The 24,864-nt window shown below is 64.4% G+C and carries 22 protein-coding genes and 1 tRNA gene; 7 read left to right on the forward strand and 16 right to left on the reverse strand.

Annotated features, from left to right (window positions below):
- Positions 1 to 6: 6 nt before the first annotated feature.
- Positions 7 to 693 (reverse strand): hypothetical protein, encoded by a 687-nt coding sequence (locus IE101_RS02485; RefSeq protein WP_189632201.1) that lies wholly within the window; start codon positions 691 to 693, stop codon positions 7 to 9.
- A gap of 113 nt (positions 694 to 806) precedes the next feature.
- Between IE101_RS02485 and IE101_RS02490 the strand changes: the two genes are divergently transcribed.
- The 4 genes from IE101_RS02490 (at position 807) to typA (ending at position 5,320) form a co-directional block, all read left to right on the forward strand.
- Positions 807 to 2,021 carry an NADP-dependent isocitrate dehydrogenase gene (locus IE101_RS02490; RefSeq protein ID WP_189632202.1) on the forward strand — a complete coding sequence of 405 codons (1,215 nt, stop codon included), beginning with the start codon at positions 807 to 809 and terminating at the stop codon, positions 2,019 to 2,021.
- A gap of 109 nt (positions 2,022 to 2,130) precedes the next feature.
- Positions 2,131 to 2,748, forward strand: coding sequence for a YitT family protein (locus IE101_RS02495; RefSeq protein ID WP_189632203.1), 618 nt, complete (start codon positions 2,131 to 2,133; stop codon positions 2,746 to 2,748).
- Between the two features lie 50 nt (positions 2,749 to 2,798).
- Positions 2,799 to 3,422 carry a YitT family protein gene (locus tag IE101_RS02500; protein ID WP_189632204.1) on the forward strand — a complete coding sequence of 208 codons (624 nt, stop codon included), beginning with the start codon at positions 2,799 to 2,801 and terminating at the stop codon, positions 3,420 to 3,422.
- Between the two features lie 77 nt (positions 3,423 to 3,499).
- A complete protein-coding gene (typA, locus tag IE101_RS02505; protein ID WP_189632205.1) occupies positions 3,500 to 5,320 on the forward strand; it encodes a translational GTPase TypA in 1,821 nt (606 codons plus the stop codon).
- A 171-nt stretch (positions 5,321 to 5,491) separates the two neighbouring features.
- Here the strand turns inward: typA and IE101_RS02510 are convergent, their stop codons facing one another.
- A complete protein-coding gene (locus IE101_RS02510; RefSeq protein WP_189632206.1) occupies positions 5,492 to 6,286 on the reverse strand; it encodes a class II glutamine amidotransferase in 795 nt (264 codons plus the stop codon).
- 166 nt (positions 6,287 to 6,452) lie between these two features.
- On the opposite strand from IE101_RS02510, the gene IE101_RS02515 reads away from it, so the two are divergent.
- Complete coding sequence (locus IE101_RS02515; protein WP_189632207.1) at positions 6,453 to 6,911, forward strand: Lrp/AsnC family transcriptional regulator; 459 nt, start codon at positions 6,453 to 6,455, stop codon at positions 6,909 to 6,911.
- Positions 6,912 to 6,951: 40 nt separating this feature from the next.
- On the opposite strand, the gene IE101_RS02520 is transcribed toward IE101_RS02515, so the two are convergent.
- The 3 genes from IE101_RS02520 to recA form a co-directional block, all read right to left on the reverse strand.
- Positions 6,952 to 7,242 (reverse strand): DUF1330 domain-containing protein, encoded by a 291-nt coding sequence (locus IE101_RS02520; protein ID WP_189632208.1) that lies wholly within the window; start codon positions 7,240 to 7,242, stop codon positions 6,952 to 6,954.
- A 1-nt stretch (position 7,243) separates the two neighbouring features.
- On the reverse strand, positions 7,244 to 9,904 hold the full coding sequence (gene alaS / locus IE101_RS02525) for an alanine--tRNA ligase (protein ID WP_189632209.1): 2,661 nt from the start codon (positions 9,902 to 9,904) through the stop codon (positions 7,244 to 7,246).
- Positions 9,905 to 10,055: 151 nt separating this feature from the next.
- Positions 10,056 to 11,129: a recombinase RecA gene (gene recA / locus IE101_RS02530; RefSeq protein ID WP_189632210.1), complete on the reverse strand. Its 1,074-nt coding sequence runs from the start codon at positions 11,127 to 11,129 to the stop codon at positions 10,056 to 10,058.
- Between the two features lie 201 nt (positions 11,130 to 11,330).
- Between recA and IE101_RS02535 the strand changes: the two genes are divergently transcribed.
- On the forward strand, positions 11,331 to 11,945 hold the full coding sequence (locus tag IE101_RS02535; RefSeq protein WP_189632211.1) for a hypothetical protein: 615 nt from the start codon (positions 11,331 to 11,333) through the stop codon (positions 11,943 to 11,945).
- Between the two features lie 7 nt (positions 11,946 to 11,952).
- Here the strand turns inward: IE101_RS02535 and IE101_RS02540 are convergent, their stop codons facing one another.
- The 10 genes from IE101_RS02540 to IE101_RS02585 all read right to left on the reverse strand — a co-directional run bounded on the left by IE101_RS02540 (position 11,953) and on the right by IE101_RS02585 (position 22,041).
- Positions 11,953 to 14,286 carry a hybrid sensor histidine kinase/response regulator gene (locus IE101_RS02540; protein WP_189632212.1) on the reverse strand — a complete coding sequence of 778 codons (2,334 nt, stop codon included), beginning with the start codon at positions 14,284 to 14,286 and terminating at the stop codon, positions 11,953 to 11,955.
- Positions 14,287 to 14,383: 97 nt separating this feature from the next.
- Positions 14,384 to 15,544 carry an RsmB/NOP family class I SAM-dependent RNA methyltransferase gene (locus IE101_RS02545; RefSeq protein WP_189632213.1) on the reverse strand — a complete coding sequence of 387 codons (1,161 nt, stop codon included), beginning with the start codon at positions 15,542 to 15,544 and terminating at the stop codon, positions 14,384 to 14,386.
- Complete coding sequence (locus tag IE101_RS02550; RefSeq protein WP_189632214.1) at positions 15,541 to 16,290, reverse strand: SDR family NAD(P)-dependent oxidoreductase; 750 nt, start codon at positions 16,288 to 16,290, stop codon at positions 15,541 to 15,543. The genes IE101_RS02545 and IE101_RS02550 overlap by 4 nt, the downstream gene beginning before the upstream one ends.
- 101 nt (positions 16,291 to 16,391) lie before the next feature.
- Positions 16,392 to 16,465 (reverse strand) — tRNA-Cys (locus IE101_RS02555).
- A gap of 77 nt (positions 16,466 to 16,542) precedes the next feature.
- Positions 16,543 to 18,324 carry a PHA/PHB synthase family protein gene (locus IE101_RS02560; protein ID WP_189632215.1) on the reverse strand — a complete coding sequence of 594 codons (1,782 nt, stop codon included), beginning with the start codon at positions 18,322 to 18,324 and terminating at the stop codon, positions 16,543 to 16,545.
- Between the two features lie 4 nt (positions 18,325 to 18,328).
- Positions 18,329 to 18,688 carry a phasin family protein gene (locus IE101_RS02565; RefSeq protein WP_189632216.1) on the reverse strand — a complete coding sequence of 120 codons (360 nt, stop codon included), beginning with the start codon at positions 18,686 to 18,688 and terminating at the stop codon, positions 18,329 to 18,331.
- Between the two features lie 137 nt (positions 18,689 to 18,825).
- Positions 18,826 to 19,137, reverse strand: coding sequence for a MocE family 2Fe-2S type ferredoxin (locus IE101_RS02570; protein WP_189632217.1), 312 nt, complete (start codon positions 19,135 to 19,137; stop codon positions 18,826 to 18,828).
- 2 nt (positions 19,138 to 19,139) lie between these two features.
- Complete coding sequence (locus IE101_RS02575) at positions 19,140 to 20,159, reverse strand: sterol desaturase family protein (protein WP_189632218.1); 1,020 nt, start codon at positions 20,157 to 20,159, stop codon at positions 19,140 to 19,142.
- Positions 20,160 to 20,166: 7 nt separating this feature from the next.
- Positions 20,167 to 20,958 (reverse strand): 3-methyl-2-oxobutanoate hydroxymethyltransferase, encoded by a 792-nt coding sequence (locus IE101_RS02580; RefSeq protein ID WP_189632219.1) that lies wholly within the window; start codon positions 20,956 to 20,958, stop codon positions 20,167 to 20,169.
- A gap of 84 nt (positions 20,959 to 21,042) precedes the next feature.
- The gene (locus IE101_RS02585; protein WP_189632220.1) at positions 21,043 to 22,041 is read right to left on the reverse strand and encodes a LacI family DNA-binding transcriptional regulator; all 999 of its coding nucleotides are present in this window, start codon (positions 22,039 to 22,041) and stop codon (positions 21,043 to 21,045) included.
- A 141-nt stretch (positions 22,042 to 22,182) separates the two neighbouring features.
- Here IE101_RS02585 and IE101_RS02590 point away from each other — a divergent pair, with 141 nt between their 5' ends.
- Positions 22,183 to 23,238, forward strand: coding sequence for a hypothetical protein (locus IE101_RS02590; RefSeq protein ID WP_189632221.1), 1,056 nt, complete (start codon positions 22,183 to 22,185; stop codon positions 23,236 to 23,238).
- Between the two features lie 96 nt (positions 23,239 to 23,334).
- Here IE101_RS02590 and guaB read toward each other — a convergent pair whose 3' ends face one another.
- On the reverse strand, positions 23,335 to 24,783 hold the full coding sequence (guaB, locus tag IE101_RS02595; RefSeq protein WP_189632222.1) for an IMP dehydrogenase: 1,449 nt from the start codon (positions 24,781 to 24,783) through the stop codon (positions 23,335 to 23,337).
- Positions 24,784 to 24,864 lie beyond the last annotated feature (81 nt).

Consider the following 24,864-nt stretch of genomic DNA (forward strand, 5'->3'; position numbering starts at 1 on the left):
AAAGGGCTAGGGCAAGGTCCGCCCGGCCCGCAGCAAGGCCGGAATATCCGGCAACCGATTGCCCTGCTTCAGCCATTTCCGCACCGTACAGGCAGAGGCCGTATAGATCGGCAGTGCCTTTTTCGGGCTGTTGCCCACCCGCGCGGCGAATTCTGCAGCCGTCCGGGGCAGCGCCACCTTCGCCACTTTGGCGCAGGCCTTCGGCCGCGCGGCCGCGGGCGGTTCCTTCGACAGGATCACCGCCACCCCTTCATCAAACCAGAGCGGCAGTTGTTTGCTGAAAAGGCCCCCCATCGGCAAGGCGCCATGCAGCGTGGCATGGGTCAGTTCATGCAGGTAGACGCCGCCATCCTTCGCCCCTGATGACCCCAGCGCAATCAGGCTGGCGCCATAGGTCATGCCGCGGGCCTGCATCCCGTTTCGCCGGTCACAGTCGGGCGACACGCAGACCCACCACTCGGGCTGCCCGGGCGGGCCGATCCGCTGCGCGATGACCTGCGCCGCGGCGGCAATGCGCCCCTGCACCGCCGCGACCTGCGCGGCGCTTGCCGCCTGATCCACCCAGAGCCCGGGGATCACCTGCACCATCCCCGTGCGCCGCGGCAACGTCTGCCCCAGTGCCATCCCGCCCAGCCCAAGGGCCAGCGCCAATATGACCATCCCGCAAAGCCCCGACAGGCGCATGGTTTTCATCCTTTCCCCACAGCGGCGGATTTCGGTATACATCTGCATACCGCCCTTCCCAAGCGGCAAGTTTTCCGCTATGCAGCATCCATCCGAATCCTCAACCTGAAAAGGCTAGGCGCATGACCAAGATCAAGGTGGCGAACCCCATCGTCGAGATGGACGGCGATGAAATGACCCGGATCATCTGGGATTTCATCAAGAAGAAGCTGATCCTGCCCTATCTCGATGTGGATCTGCTCTACTATGATCTGGGCATCGAAGAGCGTGATCGCACCAACGACCAGATCACCGTCGACAGCGCCATGAAGACCAAAGAGGTCGGCGTTGCGGTGAAATGCGCCACCATCACCCCCGATGAACAGCGCGTTGAGGAATTCAACCTCAAGCAGATGTGGAAATCGCCCAACGGCACCATCCGCAACATCCTCGGCGGCGTGATTTTCCGCGAGCCGATCATCTGCAAGAACGTGCCGCGCCTTGTGCCGGGCTGGACCCAGCCGATCGTCGTCGGCCGTCACGCCTTTGGCGACCAGTATCGCGCCACCGACTTCCGCTTCCCCGGCAAGGGCAAGCTTACGATGAAATTCGTCGGCGAAGACGGCACCGTGATCGAAAAGGACGTGTTCGATGCACCCGCCGCCGGTGTGGCCATGGGGATGTACAACCTCGACCAGTCGATCATCGATTTCGCGCGCTCGTCGATGAACTACGGCCTCATGAAGGGCTGGCCGGTCTATCTCTCGACCAAGAACACCATCCTCAAGGCCTATGACGGCCGCTTCAAGGATCTGTTCGCCAAGGTCTATGAGGAAGAGTTCGCCGACAAGTTCAAGGCCGCGGGCATCCATTACGAACACCGCCTGATCGACGACATGGTGGCCTCGGCGCTGAAATGGTCGGGCGGCTATGTCTGGGCCTGCAAGAACTATGACGGCGACGTGCAGTCGGATACCGTGGCGCAGGGCTTCGGCTCGCTCGGCCTGATGACCTCGGTTCTGATGACCCCCGATGGGCAGATCGTCGAGGCGGAAGCCGCCCACGGCACCGTGACACGTCACTACCGCCAGCACCAGCAGGGCAAGGAAACCTCGACGAACTCCATCGCATCGATCTTTGCCTGGACCGGCGGCCTGAAGCACCGCGCCAAGCTGGACGGCAACGAGGCGCTGGCACGTTTCGCCACCACGCTGGAAAAGGTCTGCGTGCAGACCGTGGAAGACGGCTGGATGACCAAGGATCTCGCCCTGCTGGTCGGCCCCGACCAGAAGTGGCTGACCACCATGGGCTACCTGGAAAAGGTGGACGAATATCTGAACAAGGCGCTGGCCGGCTGATCGGACCAGAGCGGAACGGGGGGCTTCGGCCCCCCGTTTTCATTTCCAGCCTGCGCCGCTTTGTCACCCCGGTCTTGCCCGCCCCCGGGGCCTGTGCCAAGAGGCCGCCATGACGGAAATCATCTCGGAAAACCCCGCCCGCCACACCGCGCTGGATGACCTGCAGGGTCTGGCCTATGGCGGCACCATGGCCGCTTTCGGCATTATCATCCTCACGCATCTTGGCCTTGTCACGGGCCAGACGGCGGGCCTTGCGGTGCTGATTTCCTATGCCACCGGCTGGGGCTTCGGGCCGGTGTTCTTCGTGATCAATCTGCCCTTCTACTGGCTGGGTTATCGCCGCATGGGGCCGCGCTTCGTGGCCAAAACCTTCGTTGCCGTGGCAATCCTGTCGGTCATGGCGCAGATCCTGCCCCATTATGTCAGCTTCGCAGCCCTCCATCCCGGGATCGGCGCGGTCATCTTCGGCTTCTGTTCCGGGTCGGCGCTGCTGGCGCTGTTCCGCCATGGGGCAAGCCTTGGGGGCGTGGGCATCGTCGCGCTCTGGCTGCAGGATCAGACCGGGTTCAAGGCGGGCTGGACACAGCTTCTGTTCGATGTCGCGGTTTTTGCGCTGGCGCTGACACTGCGCGATGTGACGACGGTCGCCTGGTCCTTCCTCGGCGCGCTGGTTGTCAATCTGGTGATCGCGATGAACCACCGCCGCGACCGCTATATCGCCACCTGAGCTGCGAATACCGCTTGCATGCAGCCCCCGAGTCGCGGCAAAAGAAGGTCATGGATGCTGACCTTAAATCACCCCCGACCTACTCCCTGTTCGAGGACGCCCAGGGCCTGACCGTCGCCGCCATCGAGGCAGCGCTCGGCATCCATCTGCTGCGCGCGGCGGGGCTGGTCACGGGCGGCACAGCGGGCGTCGCCCTGCTGCTGGCCTATGCGACGGGCTGGGGCTTTGGCCTTGTGTTCTTCTGCATCAATCTGCCGTTTTACGCCTTTGCCTATGCCCGCAAGGGGCTGGCCTTCACCCTCAAAAGCTTCGCCGCCGTCACCGCGGTTTCCGCTCTGGCCGAGGCGATGGCGCCCTTCGTCCCGGTCGAAGGCATTCACCCCGGCGTGGCGGCAGTGCTGTTCGGCGTGGTCGCGGGCGTGGGGCTTCTGGGCCTTTTCCGCCATGCCTCCAGCCTCGGCGGCGTGTCGATCATCGCGGTCATCCTGCAAGACCGCATGGGCATCCGCGCGGGCTGGGTGCAGCTGGGCTTTGACCTCGCGGTCTTTGCCGTCGCCCTGACCATCCTGCCCCCCGACCGCGTGATGTGGTCGCTTCTGGGGGCCGCCATCCTCAATTTCATCGTGGCCATGAACCACCGGCGCGACTGGTATGTCGCCTCTGCGCGCCTGTAATGAAGGTTTCACTGGCCTTTCCCCCTCCGCTCCTGTAAGGCGCGGGCCATATCTAGGTAGTGAAAGAGACCCCTCCGATGGAGCTTCGCAACATCGCGATCATCGCGCACGTTGACCACGGCAAGACCACCCTTGTGGACGAGCTGCTGAAACAGTCCGGCGCCTTCCGCGAAAATCAGGCCGTCAGCGAACGCGCGATGGACAGCAACGACATCGAGCGCGAACGCGGGATCACGATCCTTGCGAAATGCACCAGCGTCGAACACGGCAATACCCGCATCAACATCGTCGATACCCCCGGCCACGCCGATTTCGGCGGTGAGGTCGAGCGCATCCTGAACATGGTGGATGGCGTGGTGCTGCTGGTGGACGCCGCCGAAGGCCCGATGCCGCAAACGAAATTCGTGACGTCGAAAGCGCTGGCGCTTGGCCTGCGTCCGATCGTGGTGCTGAACAAGGTCGACAAACCCGACGCCGAACCCGATCGCGCGCTGGATGAGGTCTTTGACCTTTTCGCCAACCTCGGCGCCAATGACGAACAGCTGGATTTCCCGCATCTCTACGCTTCGGGGCGTTCGGGCTGGGCGGATGAAAGCCTTGATGGCCCGCGCAAGGACCTGACGGCGCTGTTCGACTTGATCGTGCGCCATGTGCCGGCGCCGAAGCAGCTTGCCCGCGCGGAGGAACCCTTCCAGATGCTGGCGACTACGCTGTCGGCCGACCCGTTCATCGGGCGCATCCTGACGGGCCGCGTGGAATCGGGCACCATCAAGGTGGGCGCCTCGCTCAAGGCGCTGTCGCGCACCGGCGACCGGATCGAGCAGTTCCGCGTGACCAAGATCCTCGCCTTCCGTGGTCTGAGCCAGACCCCGATCGAGGAAGCCACCGCAGGCGATATCGTGACGCTCGCCGGGATGACCAAGGCGACCGTGGCCGACACGCTCTGCGATCTTTCGATCGACGTGCCGCTGCCCGCCCAGCCCATCGACCCGCCGACCATCTCGGTCACCTTCGGCATCAACGACAGCCCGCTCGCCGGCCGTGACGGCAACAAGGTGCAGTCGCGCGTCATCCGCGAACGGCTGATGAAGGAATCCGAGGTCAACGTCGCGATCAAGGTCGAAGACACCCCCGGCGGCGAAGCCTTCATCGTCTCGGGCCGCGGCGAACTTCAGATGGGCGTGCTGATCGAAAACATGCGCCGCGAAGGCTTCGAACTGTCGATCTCGCGCCCGCGCGTGATCTTCCGCGAAGAAAACGGCGTCCGCATGGAACCGGTCGAAGAAGTCATCGTCGATGTGGATGATGAATATTCCGGCGCCGTGATCGACAAGCTGACCGGCGAACGCAAGGGCGAGCTGGCCGAGATGAAGCCCGCCGGCGTCGGCAAGACCCGCATCGTGGCCCATGTGCCGTCGCGCGGCCTGATCGGCTACCACGGGCAATTCCTGACCGACACCCGCGGCACGGGCGTGCTGAACCGCATTTTCCACGGCTGGGTCCCGCACAAGGGCCCGATCCAAGGCCGTCGTCAGGGCGTGCTGATCTCGATGGAAAATGGTACCTCGGTGGCCTATGCGCTCTGGAACCTGGAAGAGCGCGGCAAGCTCTTCATCGGCGCGCAGGAAGCGGTCTATGTCGGCATGCTGATCGGCGAACATTCGCGCGACAACGACCTGGAAGTGAACCCGCTGAAGGGCAAGAAGCTGACCAACGTCCGCGCCAGCGGTACGGACGAAGCCGTCCGCCTGACGCCCCCGGTCCGTATGAGCCTGGAAGAAGCCATCGCCTATATCGATGACGACGAACTGGTCGAGGTCACGCCGAAGATCGTCCGCCTGCGCAAACGCGAGCTGGACCCGCATGAGCGCAAGCGCCAGTCGCGCGCCGAAGGCTGATCCCGCGCCCGCGGGGGGCCAGCCCCCCGCACCCCCCGGGATATTTGGACCAAGATGAAAACGGATGCGCCGCGTGGGATGATCCCGCCGCGGCGTTTTCCATTTCATCTTGGCAAAAATATCCTCGGGGGAAGGCCGAAGGCCGTGGGGGCAGACAGCCCCCACCTTTTCCTAGGCGGCCGCAGCGAGACGGCAAGGCAGAAAGGGATCAACGGTGACGCTGTCGCCTTCGAAGGTGCAAAAGCTTGAGGGCGGGATTTCCAGCCAGTCGCCTTCGCCCGTCTCCAGCGGCTCTGAAACCACAGCCCGGCCCATGCGCGTGTCCGACCAGCGATGATACAGCGTGGGTGCGTGATCATCCGTCGCATAGCGCATCGCATAAAGCCGCGCGCCATCCGACATGGCCACGGTCAGACGCAGATGCGGGGCCTCACCCTTTTCCCGGGCCAACCGGATGAAGGCGGCCGCCGCGCGCTCCATCGCGCCGCGCGGATCGGCATCCAGCCCCTCGGCCAGCGCCACCAGAAACAGCGCCTCGCTGTCGGTCGCGCCCTTGCGATGGGGGTAAAGGTCATCGGGGATCAGCATATCGGCATTGCGGCGGAACTGGTCATAGCCGCCGACCTGACCGTTATGCATGAAGCTCCAATTGCCCTTGGTGAAGGGGTGGCAGTTGTTGCGGCTGGTCGCTGTCCCGGTCGAGGCGCGGACATGGGCGAGGAACAGGCCCGAGCGCACGGTGGCCACAAGGCTGCGGAGGTTCGGATCGCTCCAGGCCGGCATGACATCGCGGTAGAGGCCGGGTTCGGCCTTGTCGCCATACCAGGCAATGCCGAAGCCGTCGGCATTGATGCTGGTGCGGCATTCGGTGGCGCAATGGCTCTGCCGGATCAGCGAATGGCCGGGGCGGCTGACGATATCCTCCAGAAAGATCGGTGCGCCGATATAGGCGGCCCAGCGGCACATCAATGCCCCCTTCCGGCCCGTGCCGGTTTGCCTGCGTCCGTCATGCCTGCCCGCCTTCCTTCAGCGTTTCTGCACTGCAGTCTAAATCATGTAACGGAGAAATGAAGACCGGATTAAGCGGGAAAGCGGCTTGCCCGCACGCGATTTTCCCACAAGACTGCAAGATATGGAGAAACTTGACCATCTGGATCGCCGCCTTCTGAAAATCCTGCAGCGCGATTGTGCGCGCTCGCTGGAAGATCTCGGGGCGGATGTGGGACTGTCGCGCAATGCGGTCTGGCGGCGGGTGCGCGCTTTGGAGGAAGCAGGGATCATCCGCGCGCGTGTCGGCCTGCTGGATCCGGAAAAGCTTGGCCTTGGCCTCACGGTCTTCATGCTGATCAAGGCCGGGCGGCACAGCCCCGATTGGCTGGAACGGTTCAGCCAGGTCACCCGCGACATGCCCGAAATCCTGGGCGTCTACCGCATGACGGGCGAGCTGGATTACATGATCCGCGCGCGCGTTGCCGATGTGGGCGCCTATGACCGGCTTTACCGCGATCTGATCTCGCGCATCGATCTGCATGACGTCTCGGCCAGTTTCGTGATGGAAGAGATCAAGGACACCACGGCCCTGCCCCTGTAAAGACAAAGGCCGCGCGGGAAGCGCGGCCTTTGGGATGGTTTCACTCGACCTCTTCGACGACCACAAGGTCGCGGATGCTGGCCCCTTTGGCGTGGGACAAAGCCGCCTGATATTCGGCGCTGTTGTAGCAGGCCACCGCCGTCTCGACCGAGGGGAAGCGGGCCACCACATTGCGCGAACGGTCATTGCCTTCAAGCTGCACATAGCGGCCGCCGCGGGCGAGGAAGACCCCGCCATGCGCGGCGATGGCCGCCGTCGCGCCCGCGGCATATTTGCCATAGGCTTCGGCGTCGGTCACATGGACATTCGCGATCCAGAGCGCGGTGGCCATCTCAGGCCCCCAGTGCGGCTTCGGCCGCCGCAATCGCCGCATCGGCACCGGCGATATCCGTGCCGCCTGCCTGTGCCATGTCGGGACGGCCGCCGCCGCCCTTGCCGCCAAGCGCCTCGGCCGCGGCCTTGACCAGCGTCACCGCGGACAGACGGTCGGTCAGATCGCCCGTGACCCCGGCCGCCACCGCAGGCTTTGCCCCGGTATCCGCAATGAGCAGCACCGCGCCCGAGCCGATCCGCGCCTTCATTTCATCGATAAGGCCCGGCAGATCCTTGCCCGAGACGCCCGTCAGGACCTGCGCGATGAACTTGATACCATTGATCTCCTTGGCTTCGGGACCACCCGATTTGCCGCCCATCGCCAGCTCGCGGCGCAGCTGCACCACTTCGTTCTCCAGCTTCTTGCGTTCGTCAAGCAGCGCCTTGGCACGGTCGGCCAGCTCGGCCGGCGGCACCTTCAGCACCGCAGCGACATCGGCCAAGAGCCGCGACTGTTCAGCGGCATGTGCCAACGCGGCCTCGCCGGTCAGGGCTTCAATCCGGCGCACGCCCGAGGACGAGGCGCTGTCCGACAGTAGCACGAAGGCACCGATCTCGCCCAGCTGGCGCACATGGGTGCCACCGCAAAGCTCGATCGAATAGGTGTGTCCATCGGTGCCTTTGCCCGATCCCGACAGGCGGCCCATCGAGACGACGCGGACTTCCTCGCCATATTTCTCACCAAACAGGGCCTGGGCGCCAAGCGCACGGGCATCATCGGGCGACATGATCCGCGTTTCCACTGCGCCATTCTGGCGGATGAAGGCGTTGACCTCATCTTCGACCGATTTCAGCTCTTCGGCCGAAAGCGCCTTGGAATGGGCAAAGTCGAAGCGCAGACGATCCGCCGCATTGAGCGAGCCGCGCTGTGCGACGTGATCGCCCAGAATGCGGCGCAGCGCCTCGTTCAGAAGGTGCGTGGCCGAGTGGTTCGCGCGGATCGATTGCCGACGACCGTGGTCCAGCTCCAGCTTGGCGGGCTGGCCCTTGATGATCGCGCCTTCGGTGACTTCGGCCACATGATAGAAGACGCCCGCGGCCTTGCGAGTATCGGTGATGCGGGCAAGGCCGGTATCGGTGCGGATCCAGCCCTGATCGCCGACCTGACCACCGCTTTCGGCGTAGAACGGCGTCTGGTTCACGACGACATTGACGATCGCGCCTTTCGCCTCATCGGAAGACCCGATGGCGGCGCCGTCCTTGACGATTGCGAGGATCTGGCCCTCGGCCACTTCGCCGTCATAGCCGAGGAATTCGGTCGCGCCATGGGCATCGGCCAGCTCGAACCAGATCTTGGCGTCTTTCGCCTCACCCGTCCCGGCCCAGGAGGCCCGCGCCTTGGCGCGCTGCTCTTCCATCGCGGCGTCAAAGCCCGCGACATCCACGGCCCGGCCCTTTTCGCGCAGCGCATCCTGCGTCAGGTCAAGCGGGAAGCCATAGGTATCATAGAGCTTGAAGGCCGCGGCGCCCGGCAGGTCGGCGCCTTCTTCAAGGCCCGAAAGCTCTTCGTCCAACAGCTTGAGGCCGCGGTCCAGCGTGGTGCGGAACTTGGTCTCTTCCAGGCGCAGCGTCTCTTCGATCAGGCCCTGGGCCTGCTGCAGCTCGGGGTAGGCCGTGCCCATCTGGCGCACCAGCGCAGGCACCAGCTTGTACATGGCCACGTCCTGCACGCCCAGCATGTTCAGGTGGCGCATGGCGCGGCGCATGATCCGCCGCAGCACATAGCCGCGCCCGTCATTCGAGGGCATGACCCCATCGGCAATCAGGAACGAAGTCGAGCGCAGGTGATCGGCCACGACGCGGTGATGCACCTTGCCCGGCCCGTCGGGGTCGTTCGAGGTGAGATGTGCCGAGGCCTCGATCAGGCTCCGCATCAGATCGGTGTCGTAGTTGTCATGCTTGCCCTGCAGCAGGGCGCCGATCCGCTCCAGCCCCATGCCGGTGTCGATCGACTGCATGTCCAGTTCACGCATCGAGCCGTCTTCGAACTGCTCGTTCTGCATGAAGACGTTGTTCCAGATCTCGATGAAGCGGTCGCCATCTTCATCGGCGCTGCCGGGCGGGCCGCCCCAGATATGGTCGCCGTGATCATAGAAGATCTCGGTGCAGGGGCCGCAGGGGCCGGTCGGGCCCATCTGCCAGAAATTGTCCTTGGTCGGGATGCGGATGATCCTGTGATCGGCAAAGCCGGTCACCTTTTTCCAGATCTCGGCCGCCTCGTCATCGGTGTGATAGACGGTGACCAGCAGCTTGTCCTTCGGCAGGCCGAAGTCCTTGGTCAGCAGTTCCCAGGCGAAATTGATCGCGCCTTCCTTGAAGTAATCGCCGAAAGAGAAGTTCCCCAGCATTTCAAAGAAAGTGTGGTGGCGCGCGGTATAGCCCACATTGTCGAGGTCATTGTGCTTGCCCCCGGCGCGGACACATTTCTGCGCCGTGGTCGCGCGGACGTAGTCGCGCTTTTCCACCCCGGTGAAGCAGTTCTTGAACTGCACCATGCCCGAATTGGTGAACATCAGCGTCGGGTCATTGCGCGGCACCAGCGGACTGGAATCGACGACCGTATGGCCGTTGCGCTTGAAGTAGTCGAGGAAGGTCGATCGGATGTCGTTCAACGACGGCATGGGGACGGGCTCCGAAGTGCGCCGCGCGGGCGTTCTGCAATCCCGTCCCGTTTAACGGCCCAACCCGGCGCTGTCCACCTTCGCGGCGGATTTCCATGAAAAAGGGCGCCCATGGGCGCCCTTAGATTTCCAAGGCTTAGGATCAATTTGATCACATGTCGAGAACTTCGTCGTCCGACCCTGACTCGCTCATATGGAAGTCGAGCCCATTGGCGGCGCGGATCTTGTCCTCGATCTCCAGCGCGGTGGCCGGATTTGCTTTGAGGAAGTTCTTTGCGTTCTCGCGCCCCTGACCGATGCGCTCATCACCATAGGAATACCAACTGCCCGATTTCTCGACCACACCGGCCTTGACGCCGATATCGATCAGCTCGCCGGTTTTCGAGATGCCCTCGCCATACATGATGTCGAATTCGACCTGCTTGAAGGGCGGCGCGACCTTGTTCTTCACGACCTTGACGCGGGTCGTATTGCCCACGACCTCATCCCGGTCCTTGATCGAGCCGGTGCGACGGATGTCCAGACGCACCGAGGCGTAGAATTTCAGCGCATGGCCGCCGGTGGTGGTTTCGGGGCTGCCGAACATCACGCCGATCTTCATGCGGATCTGGTTGATGAAGATGACCATGCAGTTCGACCGGCCGATCGAAGCGGTGAGCTTCCGCATCGCCTGGCTCATCAGACGGGCCTGGGCGCCGACGGTGGCATCGCCCATATCGCCCTCGATCTCGGCCTTGGGCGTCAGCGCCGCGACCGAGTCGACCACAACAAGGCTGACCGCCCCCGAACGCACCAGCGTATCAACGATCTCCAGCGCCTGTTCGCCCGTATCGGGCTGGCTGATCAGCAGCTCATCGAGATTCACGCCCAACTTGCGCGCATATTGCGGATCGAGCGCGTGTTCGGCGTCGACAAAGGCGCAGACGCCGCCCTTTTTCTGCTCTTCCGCCACCACATGCAGCGTGAGCGTGGTCTTGCCCGAGCTTTCCGGCCCGTAGATCTCGACGATGCGGCCCTTGGGCAGCCCCCCAATCCCCAGCGCGATATCCAGCCCCAGCGAACCGGTCGAGGTGGCCTCGATCTCCATCGCGGAGGTATTCGCCCCGAGTTTCATGATCGAGCCCTTGCCGAACTGACGTTCGATCTGTGCCAGTGCGCTTTCCAGCGCCTTCTGCTTGTCCATGTCGCGCTTTCCGTTCAGGTCGAAGAGAGTTGCCGTCGCCATACCGGGGTCCTTATCCCATAGCCGCCGCCGAGGAGCAATCTTCGCATCCGCCGCGTGATGTTCTTCACTTGTTCCAATTATATGAGATCAAAAGGGGAACAAATCAACTCATTTCTGCACAAATTCAGCTTTTTCATCTTTGGGTTAATAGATAGTTTACGCGCGGGGCAGCAGACCCCGAAAAATGGGAAAGAGGCGGAAATGCTCGTTTTCTGGCATCAGCGACTGACCATGCTGGCCACTCCGAAGACCGGGACCACCGCCATCGAATCGGCGCTCGAATCGATGGCCCATGTTGCAATCCAGCGTCCGCCGCAGCTCAAGCATGCTTCGGTGCGCAAGTATCACCGCTTCATCGCGCCCTGGCTGGAAAGCGTCGCCGGGGGCCCCTTCACCGTAATCGCCACCATGCGCGAACCCGTCGGCTGGCTGGGCAGCTGGTATCGCTACCGCCAGCGCGAGGATATGGGCGACGACCGCAAAAGCACGGTGGGGATGAGCTTTGACGAATTCGTCCGCCTTTACTGTTCGGACGATCCGCCACCGGCCGTGAACGTGGGCGCGCAGGCGCAGTTTCTGGCGCCAAAAACGGAAAAGGGCATCGAGAAGGGACTCGACCACCTGTTCCGTTATGAAAAAATCGAAGATCTGATCAATTTCCTCGAAGACCGTTTGAATTGCGAGATCATCCTGCCACGGCTGAATGTCTCGCCCGCGGCCTCGCTTGATCTTGCGCCCGAAACCGAGCGCAAGCTGCGCAAGTTCGCGGCAAAGGATTTTGAGCTCTACGACCGGCTCTGTCAGGCGGGGGGCTGATACTGCCTCAGTGCAATTGCCCCTGCACGGTTTCGGTAAGATCTGTCAACGAAAACGGCTTGGGCAGGAAAACTGCGTTCGGCACCCGGACCTGCATGTCGCTCAGACAGTCTTCGGCATAGCCGGAGACAAAGATAACCCGCACGTTCGGGCGCCGCTCCAGCGCCTGTCGCACCCAGCTTGGCCCGTCCATACCGGGCATCACCACGTCCGTGACAAACACGTCAACCTCCAATGCCTCGTCTTCAAGCGTCGCAAGCGCCGCCTCGGCGCTGTCCGCCTCAAGCACGGTATAGCCGCGCATCCGCAGCGCGCGTGAGGCAAAGGCGCGAACCGGCGCCTCATCCTCGACCAGAAGCACAACGCCTCCATCGCCCTTGCGCGGGGGCGGTCTTCGGCTTGCCACAGGTGCGGGGGCCTCGGCCGGTAGGGAATGGATCGGAAAATAGAGGTGAAAGACCGTGCCAAGCCCGATTTCACTGTCCACGAAGATGAAGCCGCCGGACTGTTTGACGATGCCATAAGCCGTTGAAAGGCCGAGACCCGTGCCCTCGCCCACGCGTTTTGTGGTGAAGAAAGGTTCAAACACCTTTTGAAGCCGCTCGGGCGGGATGCCGCAGCCGGTATCCAGCACCCGGATCACGGCATAATCCCCGGCCGGAACCAGCGCCCGGTCCCGCCGCAAATCCTCTTTCAAGGTCAGCGCCTCGGTCTCGATCCGGATCGTGCCGCCCTCGGGCATGGCGTCACGGGCATTGACCACGAGGTTCATCACCACCTGTTCCAGCTGCCGCCGATCGGCGCGGATCGCCCCCAGATCAGGCGCATGGGCGAGGCGCAAGGTAATGCGTTCGCCGACCAGTCGATTGAGAAGATGGGTCAGGTCGGCCAGCACGTCCTCAAGGTCCAACCTTTCGGGTTTGAGCGTCTGCTTGCGCGAAAAGGCCAGCAATTGCCCCACCAGACTTGCTGCACGGTTGGCGTTCTGATGGATCTGCACCAGATCGGCATATTCCGGATCATTGCGGTCATGGCGCAGAAGAAGCAGGTCACAATGGCCCGAAATCGCGGTCAGCAGGTTGTTGAAATCATGTGCAACGCCCCCTGCGAGCTGGCCGATGGCCTGCATTTTCTGGCTTTGGACAAACTGCGCCTCAAGCGTCTTGAGGGCCGTGGCATCATTCAGCACGGCAAGGATACTGGGGCGTCCGGCCTCGACAATGCGACGCAAATGGACCTGGTAGAAAACATCCGCCTCGGCCTGGCGCAGACGCAGCACTTCGGCTCCTGCCGGGATGCGTTCGGCCAGGACATCGCCCAGCCAGTCGCTGACAGACCGTCCGAGGCCTTCGAACAGGTCGCGGATGTCTGGCGTGGCTTCAGATGAAAGGTCGAGCGCTTCGCGCGCGGCCCGGTTGGCAATGCGCAGGCGACCGTCGCCCGCGAACTTGATCAAGGCGACCGGCACATGTTCGAAATCTGTCAAGGCGCTGTCGCTTGCCATGCTGGGGGGCAATGGCAGCAGATAGATCTCCCTCCGCTCGCCTGGACCCTCGACCTCGGCCAGAATGGCGCGCACCGGACCATCAAGGGCCGAAACCTGCACCTCTTCGCCCGATCGGAGCGGAAGGGTTGCAAAGATTCGGTCCAGGTGGCGCGGCCTGCCCCCCACCAGACGGCGCAGCGCCTCATTGCTGAACAGGATGACACCGGCCTTGTTGGCCACCAGCATGGGCAGGCTGAGATTTTCAGCACCGCGCCCTGCCCCCGTCCGATCCTGAAACTCATCAAGCCGCCACAGAAACCGACGCGTCCCGATCCGATGCACGCAGAGCCGCATGTGCCCCTGACGTGTCACCACATCTTCGCGTGCGGCGCCTTGCAACAGCGCCCGGTTCTGCAGCCGGTAAAGGGTGGATGCGGGGCTGGCGAAATGATCCTGCAGCGTCGCCATCAGGGTCAGGCCGTCACGCCGACCAAACCGCGCCTCTGCCGCAGGGTTCTGGTAGCCGATCCGGCCCGACCGGTCGGTGGTGAAACAGGGGCTGTTGTCCTGCCCCATGAGCGCAGCCATGACCCGTGTCTGGCGCAATTGCGCCCAGTGGTCGGCCATGACAATGCCGCGCACGACCAGAATGAGCAGGCACAGCGTCAGCCCGGTCAGTGCTGCGGCATGGCGCAGCGCAGCGTCATCCGTCAGCAGCATGGCCGCCACCGCGATCATCACCGCCCCCAGAAGCAGACCGATCTGACCGGAAACCCCCTGGGCCGCCGTCACCACGGCCGAGGTCCAGCCGCCCCCCCGGGGGTTCGCGCGCGAATCTGCGGGGGTGCCCGCCATGCCTCGGCCTCCTGATACCATCCGGGGCCATTGCGCCTTGAAAAGGTTAATTGCCCGTTAATGGCATCCTGAAAAATCCGCGCAGATCATTCAACCTTTAGGTGTTTCTCTGCAGCACCGCGACATAAAAGCCATCGCCACCGTCCAGCGGCGTCAGACGCCGATCCTGGTGCAGGCTCCAGCCCGGCTGCCGGGCCAGAAAGGCGTCAATCTGACCGCGGTTTTCAGCCGTCAGCAGCGAACAGGTCGCATAGCCAAGCCATCCCCCCGCCCGCACCAGACCTGCGGCGCGGTCCAGAATATCAGATTGAATCTTCAGGAGATTTTCAAGCTTTTCGGGGGTGATCAGCCATTTCCCCTCGGGCGCGCGGCGCCAACTGCCCGACCCGGAACAGGGCACATCGGTCAAGACCAGATCAAACGGTGCCTGCCGGTCCAGATCGGCGCTTTGGGACAGGGTCACACGCACCCCGGCGCGTGTCGCGCGGGCTGGCAGATCGCGCATCCGCCGCGGATCGGCATCATGGGCAAACAGCCGCAATTTCGCGCGCCCCGCCATGGCGAGCGTCTTGCCCCCACCCCCGGCGCAATAATCCAGCACCCTCATACCCTCGGTCAGCGGCAGCGCCTCGACCACGGCCTGAGAGGCGGCGTCCTGCAGCTCGACCCGACCCTCGGTAAAGGCGGCCAGCGTCTGCACCTTGCGGGGGTTCGTCATCACCTCAAGCGCGGTTTCGGCCAGCGGATGGGGGCGGGTCTCCACACCTTCCGCTGCCAGTTCGGCCTGCACAGCCTCGCGCGTGCTGCGCGCACGATTCACCCGCAGGAACACGGGCGCGCGGTGGCGCATCGCCGCGGCAATCGGCGCCAAATCATCGCCAAGGTCTTGTTGCAACTGAGGAAAAATCCAGTCGGGCAAATCGAGCGCGGCAGCCCCCGTCGGCGCAGCCCCAGCGTCTTCTGGTCCAATGGGTGCCGGCGCGTGGCCTTCACCGGTAAAGAGCGGCGCGGGGTCCACGCCCGCGGTTCGCAAACCGCCAAGGATCAGCCCGCGCCCGGTTTCGCCCCCGCCCAGCACCGCATGGCTGCGACGGCACCGCAGCGCATCAAACACCAGATCACGGATGGCATTGCGGTCACCCGAACCGGCAAAGCGGCTGGCCCGCGCCCAGTTGACCAGCGCCTGTTCGGCGGGCGTGCCGCCCAGAATGCGGTCCAGAATGGCCATGGCGGCGGAAAGGCGGGCGGCGGGTGTCATGCCTTACGCTCCTGCAAAGTATTGCCGCCATCGACGACAAGGGTGGTTCCATTGACATAAGCGGCCTCGGCCGAAGCCAGAAAGCGGACGCAGGCCGCGACCTCGGCCGGGGTTCCGGCGCGGCCCGGCGGCGTCGCGGCGGCGGCGCGCAGTTCTTCGGGGGTTGAGGCCTCGGTCGCAATCCAGCCCGGCGCCACGGCATTGACCGTAACGCCCTGCCGCGCGACCTCGAGCGCAAGCGCATGGGTCAGCCCGACCATCCCGGCCTTGGCGGCGGAATAGGCTGCCTCACCGGGGTTCGACACACGCGGCCCGGTGACAGAGGCCATCATCACCACCCGCCCAAACCCCGCAGCCAGCATGGCGGGCAGGAAGGCATGGGTCACGCGAAAGGCGGTGTGCAGGCTGACATCCACTGCGCGCAGCCAGCCGTCTTCGGTCAGATCGGTAAAGGCAGTCTGTTCGGCGGGCTGCGAAAGGCTGCCCATGCCGGCATTGTTCACCAGCACCGACACCGGGCCGACGGCATCGCGCAACTGCAGCACCTGTGCCGGGTCGGTCAGATCGGCGATATGGGCGGTGACATCCAGCCCCTCGGCCCGCAATTCGGCGGCGCGGTCATGGATGCGGGCGGAGGTGGCGCAGATCGCCACCGCATCCCCGGCCGCAGCAAGCGCACGGGCCACGGCGATGCCGATACCGCCCGGCGCCCCTGCGCCTGTCACCAATACCCGCCGCTGCGCCATGATTGCCCCTATCAACCGAAGCCGGACCCATACCTGACGCCAAAGACCCCGGTCAAGCAAGCCCGGGGAAAAGTGCATCGAAACAAGGATCTGGAGAAGTCTGGAGGCGGGTACCGGAATCGAACCGGTCTTCACGGATTTGCAATCCGCTGCGTAACCTCTCCGCCAACCCGCCGTTCCTTCGAGGTAACAGGCGTTTAGCGCGACGGGCGACCAAGCGCAAGACAGGTTTCACATAATCTTGGCCTTTTCCTATTCCTGCCGCACATAGCGCCCCGGCGCGGGGTCGAGCGGGGCATAGCCCAGATCGGCGCGGCCCATGGGGGGCGGTGCGATGGGGGCGCCGCCGTCCTGTCGGACCAGCCAGTCAGCCCAGGGGGCCCACCAGCTTCCGGTTTGGCGCGGCGTCGCGGCGGCCCAATCCTCGGCTGCGGGGTGATGGTCGCCGGGGCGATGCTGCATCAGCCGGAACGAGGCGCGCGGATTGCCCGGCGCGGCGACGATCCCGGTGTTATGCCCGCCGGACACCAGCGCAAAGCTCACTTCACCCGGCAAGGCCCAGGTCAGCTTGAAGACCGAATGCCAGGGCGCGATGTGATCGGCCTCGGTTGCTACGGCGAAGACCGGCAGGTCGATGTCTTGCAAAAAGACCGGTGCGCCGCCTGCCTCCATCCGCCCTTCGGCCAGGTCATTGTCCAGAAACATCCGGCGCAGATATTCGGAATGCATGCGCCAGGGCATCCGCGTGGCATCGCGGCTCCAATCCCCCAGGTCGGTTTCGCCGTCGCGTTCGCCCAGCAGATATTCCCGCACCATGCGCGACCAGATCAGATCCTGCGATTTCAGCAACGAGAAGGTCCCCGCCATCGCCGTCTTGTCGAGATAGCCGTCGAGCCACATCATGTCGTCGAGCAGGGCAAGCTGCGCCTCGCTGGTGAAAAGCGTGAGCTCCCCGGCCTCGGTAAAGTCGACCTGCGCGGCCAGAAGGCTGAGCGAGGCGAGCCGCCGGTCCCCCTCTCGCGCCATGGCGGCGGCGGCCACCGTCAGCAGCGTCCCCCCCAGACAATAGCCCAGACCATGCACCTGCGCCGCCCCGGTGATCGCCGACACCGCATCGAGCGCGGCCATGACGCCCAGTTTGCGATAGTCCTCAAACCCAAGATCGCGGTCTTCGGGGCCGGGGTTCTTCCACGAGATGCAGAAGACGGTGAACCCCTGCCCGACCAGCCAGCGGATGAGCGACTCCTGCTCCGAAAGATCAAGGATGTAATATTTCATGATCCAGGCCGGCACGATCAGCAGCGGCAGGGGATGCACCTGCGCGGTGGTGGGGCTGTACTGGATCAGCTCGATCAGACGGTTGCGATAGACCACCTGCCCCGGCGTTGCGGCCAGATCGCGGCCCAGCTTGCGCTGGGGCGCGGGGTGCTGCCCGGTCAGGGAACTGGCCATATCCTCCAGCCAGAACCCCGCGCCGCGGATCAGGTTCTGCCCGGATTCGGCCTGTGTGCGCGCCAGCACCTGCGGGTTCGTCAGCGGGAAGTTCGAGGGCGCCACCATGTCGAGCCATTGGCGCGCATAGAATTCCACCAACCGCTCATGCCGCCGCTCCACGCCGGGCACATCGGTGGTGGCATTGTGCCACCATTGCTGCGCCAGAAGAAAGCCCTGCGACCAAGCTGCAAAGGGCTGTGCCTGCCAAGCAGGGTCAAGGAAACGGCGGTCCTGTTTCAAGGGCGCAATGGCGCCCGCCCCATCGCCGCCAGACGTGGCCGCAGTCAGGCGCTGCCATTTCCGCGCGAATTTCCAGGCGAGTTCGGCCTGTTTCCCGGGGCTGATCGCCAGATGGGCGGCCCAATCCGCCCAAGCGAGCCCCAGCGCGAGCGGCGAAAGCCCCAGCGCCGCGCGGCCCATGCGGGCATGGAACAACCGGTCAATTGTGCGGAAAGCCTCTTCCGCCGCCTGTTTCTCAGGGTCGTGCTGGGGGGCGGCCGACAGCGGTGCCTCTGCCACGCCCCGTCGGCCGGTTTTCATGGGATCACCCCACCTTGCCGGTGGCCACCTTGGCGAGAGCTGCAGTTTCCTCACCCGCGTTACGCATCGCCTGTTCGGCAATTTCGCCCACCGATTTCGCAAGTTTGGTGGTTTCGGCAGTATAATCGCTCAGCGCGTGCTGCCAGAATTCCGACCAGAGATTGAGGGCCGCAGCAGGATCGCGCAGTGTCGAGAGTTCGGCCAAAAGGGCGCGGTCGCGTTCCATCCGGTCTTTCACGAAACCGAGGATTTCGATGTTCTGGCGCAGCAGCGCCTCGGCCATGCGCGCCTGCGGCCGCATCAGCAGCGTCGCGTCCAGGCTGGGCAGATTCATCCATGCGGCCATCTTGTCCGTCGCAGTCATGTCCTCACCTCCATCATCATGATGCAGCGCAGCGTAACACTGCTGCGGCGCGGCGTCATTGATCTTGCGCAAGCTTGGGCCGGGAAAATGCAAAAGGCCCGGCGCTTAGGCCGGGCCTTCCGGAATTTCGGCAAGGATCAGCCGATGTCGATCACGACCATGCCACCGTCCAGCCGCGCGGGATAGGTGCGCAGGTTCACGCAGGCGGGCAGACGCTTGGCCTCACCGGTGCGGATGTCGAAAACGCCGGAATGTTTCGGGCATTCGATTTCATAATCCATCACCATGCCATCCGACAGATGGATGGCTTCATGCGTGCACAGACCATCGGTGCAGAACACCTCATCGCTGGCCGAGCGGTAGACGGCATAGGTGCGGCCGGCGTGGTCGAAGCGGGCAACACCCTCGCTTTCGATGCTGTCAAGGCTGCAGGCGGGGATCCAGGGCATGATCAGGCTCCTTTCCGGATGGCGGCCGCATTGGCGCGGGCCTTCTTCTTTTCGTAACGCGCCTGCATGCGGCGCTCTCCTTCCGGGGAACCGTCGTGCCAAGACCCGAAAAGCTTGTCCAAAGGCACAAGCCCGTCACCGAAATTCACATCAAAATGCTTGTGATGCAGGTAGTGGGCATAGGCATGGCTGTCGATCGCCGTCTCGGGGCCAAGCTCCATCTTGTCGAAACCGATATGGCCGACGACCGCGCCGAAGCCCGCGTAATGCAACTGATAGAGCGCGAGCAGCGGGTTCGACGGCAGCACCAGATGCCAGAGCGCCACGGCGAAATAGGCCAACGCCTCTACCGGATGCATCGACAGCGACGACCAGGGCGACGGGTTCACCGAATTGTGGTGCACCGAATGGACCCATTTATAGAGCGGCTCGATATGGATCAGCCGGTGGATGACGAAGAAATGCGCCTCATGGATCACCGGCACCAGCAGCGCCACCAGCGCGAGATAAACCGGGTTTTCCGCGAATGAGAGCCAAGGCACATAGCCATTGGCATAGGCATAAAGAAAGCCCACCTGCACTGCCGTCCAGCTGGGCAGGCCCACGCCAAAGCAGCGCAGAAAATTGTCGAGATTCTGGCTGCGGAACCAGAAGGCATCTGACGGCTGCTCGGACGGCCATTTGGCGTTGTATTTGAACCGCGTCCCCTGACCGCGCTGCACGTAAAGCCGCAGCTCGAACAGGCCGTAGAACACGAAAACCGCCGCCGCATTGACCGCGAAAAGCCATAGCACCCAGCCCCAAGCCAGCGTCTGCATCACCATCCGGTCGGGGATGATCCAGTGCCACCAGACCACGGCCGAGGCCGCGAAAAGCAGGTTCCACGGCAGGAAATACCCCGGCAGCCAGGCCAGAACCTTGAGCGGGTTCGGCGGCAACGCCCAGAAGGGGGCAATTTCCAGATGGGCATCAGGCGCCCAATCGCCGCGCTTGTTGCGCTTGCCGAATTTCAGATCGTCCATGATGCCCTCAGATCGATTGTGCCAAGGTTTCTAGCCGGTCCAGCTCTGCCGGGTCCATCCCGACCTGATGGTGCGGTTCGGGGTAGGTGCCGCCCTCGACATCCGCCGCGAAGGCGCGGAAGGCCGCCACACGCTGCGCCTGCAACCCGGCCTCAAGTGCCAGGAAATCGGCGTATTTCTTGGCGTGGCGCGGGTAATGCCCCGCATGGGTCCCCAGCACGTCCGAGCTGAACAGATATTGCGTATCGCAGGCCGACCCGCAGCCCATCCCCATCGTGATCAGCGGCGTGCGCCGGGTGATGAGATCCGCCAGCGGCACCGGCACGACCTCAACCTCGACACAGGCCGCGCCCGCGTTTTCCAGATCCTTCACCGCGCGCAGGACGCGCAGCGCCTCATCGGCGGTCTTGCCGATGGCGCGGTAATTCGTCCAGGTGGCGCGGTTCGGCACCAGCCCGACATGGCCCGTCACCGGAATCGCCTCGGCGGCCATGGCCTCGATGAACCGGGGCGAATGGGAACAATAGACACTGTCTGCCCCACGGCGCAGCAGCTCAAACCCCAGCCGCACAGCCTCATCCGGGGTGGATACCGCGCCATGCGGCATCCCCGCCGAGAGGAAGGCATGGGGCACCGCCGCGCGGATCGCCTCAAAGTTATGGTCAGGCTCGCAAGAGAGGATGACAATCCCCGCCTCGACCGCCGCTGCGGCCTCGGCCGCGCTGTCGACATGAAGTTGAAGCCATTTCTGCTGCCCCTTGCGGCTGTGCAGATCGTAAACCGTGATGCGTCGCGCCATGTTGGTCCCTCCGTCGTTGACGCAGGGATAAAGCCGCTTCGGTCAGGATGCGCGGCTTTCCTTGATCAGATCACATCAAGTCCGTCAGATGTTTTCCGGTGTGATCGTGACAAAGCGGATGGGCGGGTTCGCCACCGGCCCGGGCAAAAGCCCCAGACGGGCCAGCATCAGATCCATCGCCCGCCGCGCCTGCGCCTCGGGCACCTGATCCAGCACCACCGACATGATACCTTGGCGCAGGGCGCAGGCACTGCGCTCGGTCAGCTCATGCCCGATGTAGAAAGGACGTGCAGCTTGGGCGCGCAGCACCGCCGCCACCGCGCCGTTGGCCCCGCCGGAATTGTAGATCCCCGCCAGATCGGGCCAGCGCCGCAGCGCCTGTAGCACCAGATCGCCCGCAAGCTGCGCCTCATCCCGCGCGAACAGCACCTGCACGAAGGGCAGATGCGCGGGGCCATGCGCCTGCAGATAGTCGGAAAACCCACGGATGCGATCACGATGAACCTGGTAGATCTGGCTATGGCAGAGGGCGACGACCGGCCCCCGCCCCTCGGCCATGCGCGCCATCAAAAGCCCTGCCATGCGCCCGGCCGCGTAATTGTCGATCCCCACATAATCGGCGCGCGGGTCGGCGCGGGTCACGATCTGCACCACCGGAAGGCCACCCCCCTGCACCTGAACCAGCGCAGCCCGAATCGACGGATGATCGGGCGCCACGATGATCAACCCGGACCGCGGCGCAGGCGGGCGCAGGATGCGGGCGACAATCGATTCGGGGGCATGTTCCTCCATGAAGGTGCGATGGACGGAGACCGACGGGTCCAGCGTGGCCGCGATCCGTTCAAAGGCCTGCGACAGGCGGCTGAAAAATGTGGCCTCAGGGCGCACGAGGATGACCTCGATCCGCAAAAGCCCGCGATGGGCTTCGGGCAGGCGACCCGGCCAGTCCAGCGCACGGGCAGCGGCAATCACGCGTTTCGCGGTTTCGGGGCGCACGCCGCCGCGCCCGTTCAGCACGCGTTCCACCGTGGCCGTACCGACGCCGGCGCGCAGGGCAATCTGCTGGAAGGTCGGTTTGGGCATGGGATGCTCGGCTCTGATGGATCTCTGTCGCAGGCCACCTTGGGGCAGGCAAGCGGAAAGAGGCCGCCCCCTCGACCCAAGTTGCATTGACGCGGCCCCCCCGATCTGCGAAGCGACCCTCCGCTTGAAGATGAGGGCATCATGCAGGACAAACCGCTCGACCGCACCGAGCAGGAGCTTTTGGCTGTCATTGAACGGATGTTCGCCGCAGGCGGCCCGGTGGATCGCAACCGGCTTTCGGTGGAAGCGCGCGGCAAGGGGTTGGAAGTGTCGCGCCCGCTGGCGCGGCTGAAGGCACTTGGGCTGGTCGAGGAATATGACCGCAAGCCCTTTGTGCTGTGGCGCATTTTCGGGGCCAAGACGGTCACGCTGCTGCGCCCGGTGGTGCCGGTGGCCGAGACACCCGCGCCGGACGCCGCACCTGAGACCGTGGCTGAAGTCGCCGCCGAAACCCCGGTGATCGAGACCGCTGCACCGGTGATCGACGCTGAGCCGCCGGTATCCGAACCCGTGGTCGAACTGGCGCCGATCCCGGCGCCCGAACCCCTGCCGATCCCCGAACCCCTGCCCGAGCCGCCCGTCACCGAGCCAGAGTCCCTTCCCGAACCGGACCCCGCGCCCAAACCGATTGAGCTGGCCCCCGGCCTGATCGTCGATGCCGCGCCCCTGCCCGCTTCGGCTCCGCGCCCGGCACCACCCAAGCCCGTGCGGACCCCGGTCGGCTTTGCCGAGGATCTGGGCGGCGCACCAATGGCCATGGCCGCGCCCCCCGCCGCCATTGACCCCGATGTGATGGATGGCCTGCGCGAGACGCTGCAGGTGCTTGGGTTCGAGTTGACCATCGCAGGCGAGGCGCTGATCGCCCATCGGATGGCCAGGGGCGCCACGGCGGGCGAGGCGCTCTGCCAGGTCGTGCTTTTTGCCGTCGCCCATGCGCTGCGCCATGATACCGATGGCGAGATTCAGGCCATGGGTCTTGAGGATTACACGGTCGAGGTCATGCACGAGCTGGAAAAGCTGCGCGACGCGGGCGAGATCGGGCCGGAACCCTTCGAGGCTGATATGCGCGCGCTCTGGTCGCTGGTGCGCGAAAGCGAGGATCGCATCGCTTTTGCCGATCAGCTGCTGCTGGACCCGGTCGGGGGTGCGGCGCCGCCTGCGCTTTTGCCCGAAGACCTGCGCCGCCCCGACGCCTGATCGCGCCGAGACTGCAAAGAAAAACGCCGGGACCGCAAGGCCCCGGCGTTTTTCAATGGGACAAAGGCCAAGGCCCCCGCCCCCCAACCGATCCGATCAGCCGATACGGTAATTCGGGCTTTCGCGCGTAATCTGCACGTCATGAACGTGGCTTTCCTTCAGACCCGCGCCGGTGATCCGCACGAAATTGCAGTTCTGCCGCATCTCGGCCACCGTGCGGTTGCCGGTATAGCCCATCGCGGCACGCAGGCCGCCAACCATTTGGTGCAGCACCGTGGCGACGGACCCCTTGTAGGGCACCTGCCCCTCGATCCCTTCCGGCACCAGCTTGTCCGAGGCCGCGTCCTTCTGGAAGTAACGGTCGGCCGAGCCGCGCGCCATGGCGCCAAGGCTGCCCATGCCACGATAGGATTTGTAGCTGCGGCCATTCCACAGGATGACCTCGCCGGGGCTTTCATCGGTGCCGGCAATGGCCGAGCCCACCATGGCGCAGGACGCACCACCCGCGATGGCCTTGGCGAAATCGCCCGAGAACTTGATCCCCCCATCGGCGATGACCGGAATATCCCCGGCCGCGGTGGCGCTGTCCATGATCGCGGTCAGCTGCGGCACGCCCACACCGGCGACGATCCGCGTGGTGCAGATCGACCCCGGACCGATCCCCACCTTGACCGCATCGGCCCCGGCATCGATCAGCGCCCGCGTCGCGGCCCCGGTGGCCACGTTGCCCGCCACCACCTGCACCGACCCGGACAGCGCCTTGATGCGTTCCACCGCGCGGGCCACGCCCTCGCTATGGCCATGGGCGGTGTCGATCACGACCATGTCCACCCCGGCCTCGATCAGCGCCTGGCTGCGCTCAAACCCCGCATCCCCCACGGTCGAGGCCGCGGCCACGCGCAGGCGCCCCATGTCATCCTTGCAGGCATGGGGGTTCAGCACCGATTTCTCGGTATCTTTCAGTGTCAGAAGACCCGTCAGCTTGCCCTTGCCATCGGTCACCAGCAGCTTTTCGATCCGGCGGGCCTTCATCAGGCTGATCGCCTGCGCCCGGTCGGCCGGTTCCTGCAGGATCGCCAGATTGTCCGAGGTCATCATCACGCGGACCGGCGTCTTGTCATCGCTGGCAAAGCGCATGTCGCGGTTGGTCACGATCCCCACGACCCGCCCGTCGGCATCCACGACCGGAAAACCGGTGACGTTATAGCGGTCCTGCAGGGCTTTCGCATCAGCCAGTGTCTGATCCGGCGTCAGCGTGATCGGCGCATAGACGATGCCGCTTTCGAAGCGCTTCACGCGGCGCACTTCGCGGGCCTGGGCCTCGATGTCGAGATTGCGGTGGATCACCCCGATCCCCCCGGCCTGGGCCATGGCGATGGCCATGCGGGCCTCGGTCACGGTGTCCATGGCCGAAGACATCAGCGGGATGTTCATGCGGATCTGCTTGGTCACATAGGTCGAAGTGTCGGCATCAGAGGGGAGCACGTTGCTCGCCGCCGGAACCAGAAGCACGTCGTCAAAGGTGAGCGCCTCGCGAATCTCCATGGGAGCCTCCTGAACGGGTCGATGGAAGGGATCGTTTGGCGGTTCCCTGTTTCATGCCCCGCGCCCAAGCGCAAGCCGAAA

The sequence above is a fragment of the Gemmobacter lanyuensis genome (genome assembly GCF_014652355.1).
GTDB classification, from domain to species: Bacteria; Pseudomonadota; Alphaproteobacteria; order Rhodobacterales; family Rhodobacteraceae; genus Gemmobacter; species Gemmobacter lanyuensis.